Annotated in this window: 5 protein-coding genes; all 5 read right to left on the bottom strand. The window is 40.5% G+C overall.

What is annotated here, in order from left to right; all coding sequences use genetic code 11:
- Positions 1–46: 46 nt before the first annotated feature.
- A complete protein-coding gene (gene fdh3B / locus AC5SLP_RS05490) occupies positions 47–601 on the bottom strand; it encodes a formate dehydrogenase FDH3 subunit beta (protein WP_495254148.1) in 555 nt (184 codons plus the stop codon).
- Between the two features lie 22 nt (positions 602–623).
- The gene (locus AC5SLP_RS05485) at positions 624–3458 is read right to left on the bottom strand and encodes a formate dehydrogenase subunit alpha (RefSeq protein ID WP_495254141.1); all 2835 of its coding nucleotides are present in this window, start codon (positions 3456–3458) and stop codon (positions 624–626) included.
- A 9-nt stretch (positions 3459–3467) separates the two neighbouring features.
- Complete coding sequence (locus tag AC5SLP_RS05480) at positions 3468–3671, bottom strand: twin-arginine translocation signal domain-containing protein (RefSeq protein WP_495254140.1); 204 nt, start codon at positions 3669–3671, stop codon at positions 3468–3470.
- 355 nt (positions 3672–4026) lie between these two features.
- Complete coding sequence (locus AC5SLP_RS05475) at positions 4027–5412, bottom strand: diguanylate cyclase (protein WP_495254139.1); 1386 nt, start codon at positions 5410–5412, stop codon at positions 4027–4029.
- 41 nt (positions 5413–5453) lie between these two features.
- Positions 5454–6101 carry a DUF1847 domain-containing protein gene (locus AC5SLP_RS05470; protein WP_495254138.1) on the bottom strand — a complete coding sequence of 216 codons (648 nt, stop codon included), beginning with the start codon at positions 6099–6101 and terminating at the stop codon, positions 5454–5456.
- Between the last annotated feature and the right edge of the window lie 69 nt (positions 6102–6170).

The following is a 6170-nucleotide window of genomic DNA, read 5'->3' as shown; positions in this document are numbered from 1 at the left end:
GCTAAGGCTACCAAGGAGTACTGTAATTCGTTTCATAAGCACTCCTTTATGCACCTCTGCCTCTAGATACAACACGCTTACGATAGATTGCAGAAACACTCTCAGCATCTCCCACCAATAAAGCATTCGTGGAACATACTGCCGCACACATAGGTACTTTACCTTCAGCGATACGATTTTGCCCATACAATTCTCTCTCTTCATGAGAGTTGGTCTCTAATGGTCCACCTGCACACATCGTACATTTATCCATAACACCTTTAATACCAAAAGCACCATCGCGTGGAAACTGTGGAGCACCAAATGGACATGCGTATAAGCAGTAGCCACATCCGATACATTTGTTTTTATCATGAAGCACGATGCCGTCTTCTCTGATATAAAAACAATCCACAGGGCAGACTTGCTCGCAAGGAGCATCGGTACAATGCATACATGCAATTGAGGTTGAGATCTCTTTACCTTCAACACCATCATGCAAAGTAATGACTTTTCTTCGGCTAATCCCTACGGGTAGTTCATGCGCTTCTGAACACGCAACCGAACAGGCAAAGCACTCAATACAACGGTGATCATCACAGTAAAATTTCATTCGTGACATTTCGTTATTCATTCCACACCCCCTATGCTTTCTCGACGCGGCATAGACCTGCGTTGAACTCTGAAATTTGTGTAATTACATCGAACCCATAGTTTGTTACGGTATTAAAACTCTCACCGATAACGTAAGGCTTTGTACCCTCTGGGTAACGATCGCTCAAATCCATACCTTGGAAAATACCCGCAAAGTTATACGGCATACAGATACGATCGGGTGTAACACTATGATTGTGATACGCTTTAACTTTGATCTTGGTTCCTTGCGGTGAGTGAATCCACATCATATCACGGTCTTTGATACCATGACTGAGTGCAAGATCTGGGTGAATATTGGCAAACATCTCTGGCGTAATATGGGAGAGATACTTACTGGTTCGCTCAAGCATTCCAGCACCACTGAGGTTTACCACACGCATACTCACAAGCATGGTTGGGAACTCTTTTGACCAATCTTCTTTTTGTTGTTCAGACTTGAATTTGACTTCAACCCTAAAGTTGTTTTTTTGATCTTCATAGGTTGGATACTTTTGAACTAAATCCCAGCGCGGTGAGTGAATAGGTTCACGGTGTTTAGGTGTTGGATCAGGAAACTCCCACACAAGTGCACGCGCTTTCGCGTTACCATAGGCACAAACACCTTTTTCACGACATTTTTCTTGAATAATGCCACTGTGATCGACTTTCCAGTTCGCACCCATAACCGCTTTTTCTTCTTCAGTAAGCGTAATACCAAGTACTTTTTCGATATTGTCTTTGGTGATTTCTGGGTATCCACCCTCTACGTGTGAGCCTTTTACCGTCACAGATTTTTCAGCCAACTGGCTGACACCATTGTGCTCTAGTCCAAAACGATTTCTAAAGCCCATACCGCCTTCATTGACAGGAACGTCTGGATTGTACAAGATAGGTGAACCTGGATGTTTTTCATCCCAACTTGGCCACGGAAGTCCGTAATACTGGCCTTTCATCTCGCCTTTACCCTCTAAGGTGATTGGGTCAAACATATGCCAATTTTCTTGGTGTTTGCGAAGTCTCGCAGAAGTCCAACCTCCAAGACCAATCGTTTTAATCGTACGCGCAATTTCATCACCCGCATCATCTGGCCAAACAAAATCTTTTTTCAATTCAACCAGTTGTCGGTCTTTAATGCCCATTTTCATACCTTGGACAAACTGGTCGTAGAAACCAAATTTCTTAGCAAACGCAAACATGACCTCTTGGTCTTCTTTACTTTCATACAATGGTTCAACCACTTTTGTACGCCATTGACCGCTTCGATTACTTGCCGTAACCGTACCTGAAGATTCAAATTGTGTTGCGACAGGAAGAATATAGATGCCATCTTTACGGTCTGTTAAAATAGCCACTTCATTCACAAACGGTTCAGCAATGACAAGAAGGTCAAGTTTATTCAGTGCCTCTTTGATTTTGGCTTGTTGTGACATAGAGGTAATACCTGTTCCTTGAACCCATAAAACACGAATGGGCGCTGAAGAGTAGGTTTTTTCCTCTTGAAGAACACCTTGCCACCATTTAGCGAGTGAAAAACCTTTTTCATTCATCCACTCTTTGGCAAAAAAGCGACCTTTCAGCCATTCATAATCCACACCCCATGATTTTGCGAAGTATTTCCATGAACCATCGGCAAGTCCGTAGTAGCCTGAAAGGGTGTCAGCAAGATTTCCCATATCGGTTGCACCTTGGACGTTATCGTGGCCACGAATGATGTTACATCCGCCACCTTTTTTACCAGCATTTCCAAGGGCAAGTTGCAATACAGGGATAATACGCGTATTGGAAGTTCCTGTACTGTGTTGGGTAATACCCAATGCCCATACAGCAGTTGCTGGCTTACTTGTTGCAAAAAGTGTTGTCGCCTGAATCAATAAATCAACAGGAATACCTGTGACATTAGAAGTAACTTCAGGTGTCCATTTTTCTGCTTCTTGACGAATTTCATCCATGCCATACGCACGGTTTTTCATAAACTCTTTGTCTTCCCAACCATTTTTAAAAATGAGATGAAGCATACCATAGATAAATGCAACGTCTGTGCCTGAGCGAATTCTAAGGTATAAATCTGCTTTTGCAGCACTTCTGGTATAGACAGGATCAACAACGATCAGCTTTGCACCTTTGTCTTTTGCTTTTAAAAAGTGCTTAAAACCAATAGGACAGGCAACGGCTGAATTTGCGCCGATCATCATAATGACTTTAGAGTTTTCAACAACATCACCAAAGTGATTGGTCATTGCACCATAGCCCCATGTATTCGCCGCTCCAGCAACGGAGGCACTGTGACAGATACGTGCGACGTGATCGATATTATTCGTTCCCCACATAGTAGCGAACTTTCTAAAATAGAAAGATTGTTGGAGACTAAACTTCGCAGAACCTAAGAACATAACCGTATCGGGGCCATTCTCAGCTCTGATTTTAAGCATCTTTTCTGAAATCTCAGTAACAGCTTGATCCCAACTGATTCGTTGCCATTTTCCATCGACTTTTTTGAGAGGATACTTAATACGTTGTGTACTTTTAACCAAATCAATCTGGTCAATGCCTTTACAACAATGACTTCCTTGGCTAATCGGGTGGTCTTGTGCCACTTCTTGGCGAACCCACACACCGTTTTGAACTTCGGCGATAATACCGCAACCCGCAGAACAGATACTACAAATTGTTTTAACGCTTTTACTACCAGGGAAAGGATTTTTGACTTCCTCTTCGGTTGCTGGGCGTAATGAATCACTGCTTGCAAAAGCTCCCGTTGCTCCAAAACTTGCACCAATCGCTGCCATTTTTAAAAAGGCGCGTCTGCCTATTTTTAAAGAATCTTCATGAAGTGCTTTACTCATGTTCCCTCCTTAAACTGCGGCGCGATAAAACGCGTCCCAATGAGCTGTTTTTGTGTAGAGAATCTCTTTTTTCTTAGAGTGCCCCTTCACAACGCCGTTACTTCCTGCTATTTTTGCACCGCTTTCGTTAGCCATTGCACTCACGCCAACAGAAGCGACCACAGCACTTGCGCCTAGAGTTTTTTTAAGAAAACTCCTTCTTTGATCTTGCACGATTTCCTCCTGCATCTTTTACATGTAAAGAAATTTACATGTAATGTATTTTGTAAAAAAGGTAATGTATCATTGACCGCCAATGAACTTTTTTACATACGATAAGAGGTTGTTGATGGAGTATAAAAGACATAGAGGTATGGTGGTTATAAGTCTATATAGAAAGAGCATATATCCTCCACGATACGTATGTAGGCTTACTACGTAAGCATAATATCATGAACAACAAGTGTATTGTAGTCCTATGCAACTTTAGCATATCTTAAAATCGATAAAAATATTTTGACTAATTTATACTATTTTGCTTGGATTTATTGGTAATAATACATTTACCAATAATGAAGATGGAGAAAAACTAAGAAAGCGAATTGGCTATACAAATCGTATCACGACCACTGTTTTTTGCTTGATACAAAGCATCATCAGCATGCGAGATAAGAGTATAGGGTGTATCGTGCTCGCTCAAAGTAGCGACACCGATACTGATGGTATGCACTTTACATGTAAAAAAGATTGCTTGTTTGATGGCATCTTGAATTCTTTTTGCAACGTGATACGCTTCGTCTTGTGTGCTGTGTGTACAGAGAATCAAAAATTCTTCACCACCCCAACGTCCAACAATATCATATTGGCGAAGGTTTTCTTGAATAATCTGTGCCATTTGTACAAGTACTTTATCGCCAATGGGATGACCAAACGTATCGTTTATTTTTTTAAAATGGTCAATATCTAAAAGCAGAATTGAAAAATCATGGGATAAGCGTTGCGCCTTTGAAACCTGTGCAATGAGTTCCTTTTCTATTTTCATACGATTGTAAAGCTTGGTGAGTAAGTCTGTTTCAGAGAGGTACAATAGCTCTTTATTGTAGCGTTTCAGTTCAAGATAGCGCCACAAAAAAATAACGCCAAAAGCAACAAATACTAAAATTATTTTTACAATCAACCCATAATCTCTAACCGTTTCAGCCTTAATGGAAATGTAACGATTAACAATTAAAGCGCGGTCTTGCGCACTTAGGGTGTCAATGCCTTTATTGAGGATATCACGCAACATGGGCTCACTTTTAATCACTCCCATACGAAGATGATTGGTATAAGTTGTGAGCTGTCCTGCAATTTTTAAATTAAACCAGCCCTCTTCTTTAATGGTATAAGCCGCAACAATTAAAGAGCGCATCGCCATATCGGCTTTATGGGATGAGACAAGTGAAAAAGCTTCTTCTTCTGATTCTGTTGTAATCACTTTTAAATTAGGATAGTCTTTACGAATCAGCTCTTCCATCGCTGTTCCTTTAGGAAAAACGATGGTTTCATTGATTAAGTCGGCAGGATTAGAGATAAAAGCGTGCTCTTCACGGGTAATAAAAACATTGGGGTCTTCAAAGTGAGATTTGGTAAAAAGCAACCATTCATCACGCTTTGGTGTTTGGTTGAGAAAACTGAGTACCTGGCATCGACCTTTTTTAGCGAAATCAACACTTTTATCCCAATCTTTTGTTCTTACTATTTCTACGCTTAATCCCAAGCGTCTTATGACCAGATACAATAAATCAGCACCAATGCCAACATAATGTCCTTGCTCATCCAACGATTCAAAAGGTTTCCAGTCAGGATCAACACACACTTTAATGGAACCTAATTGTCGTATATAGGTAAGTTCATTAGGTGTCAGTTCTACACTTAAAAGTGCCATAGGAAATAGCGCAAAATAGACCAAAGACATTTTAAGCCAAGAATGCATATGCCACCTTAAGTGTGAAAATTCAGCTATTATAACCTAACTTAATACTCTTTGGGACTTAAAAGCTTTTTGTAATACGTATGTGTTAAATGAAGTGCGGCAATCGGGTTGTGCCCTAATACGCGGTCTTTAACAACAAGATAGGTGGTTGTGGCTTTGGCATACTTTATAAACAGAGAATCATGCCCTACGCAAAGTCCCATAATGACATTTAAATCTGTTTTTTCTTTGTTAAGGTATTTCGCTTGCAAGATAGGATTGCACATTGGTTCAAACGTATTGGGACGGATTTTTTGCTCTTCTTTCAGACCTATTTCGGTTTTATCACGTGAGCCCACTTTACAAATCGCCATAAAAGGCTCAAAACCGTGTACTTTTAAAATCTCTGCAAAGATTTTAGACTCACTTGCAAGCCCCACACAAGAAGCAATACCAATTTTCTTGGCTCCAATACGCCTTGCAAACGCTAAAATCTCTTCAACACGTGTGAGTTCGCCATAGTACTTACCTTCAATATCTGCCGCGGCAAGTGCAATCGTTCTATCCAATCCCTCTTCTTGGTAACTGGTTAATGAATCATCCAATAGTGCTTCATCCACATTGGTTGTTAAACAAAATTTTGGATAACGGCTATCGTGTTTATGGCAATTTAATGTTCCGCATTCCGCGCAACTGAGTGTCTCTTGCATCTTAAATCCTTGAGAAAATAAATTATGATAATTATAACCTAATCAAAAGACAAAAAATGACCGAATCTT

The sequence above is a fragment of the Sulfurospirillum sp. E15m genome (assembly GCF_059415145.1).
Note: the sequence above shows the minus strand (reverse complement) of the source record. Positions and strands in the feature narration are given on the sequence as shown.

Excerpts from the sequence above, each read along its gene's own strand:
- fdh3B (WP_495254148.1), bottom strand. The coding sequence starts at position 601 with ATGTCACGAATGAAATTTTACTGTGATGATCACCGTTGTATTGAGTGC.
- AC5SLP_RS05485 (WP_495254141.1), bottom strand. The coding sequence starts at position 3,458 with ATGAGTAAAGCACTTCATGAAGATTCTTTAAAAATAGGCAGACGCGCC.
- AC5SLP_RS05475 (WP_495254139.1), bottom strand. The coding sequence starts at position 5,412 with ATGCATTCTTGGCTTAAAATGTCTTTGGTCTATTTTGCGCTATTTCCT.
- AC5SLP_RS05470 (WP_495254138.1), bottom strand. The coding sequence starts at position 6,101 with ATGCAAGAGACACTCAGTTGCGCGGAATGCGGAACATTAAATTGCCAT.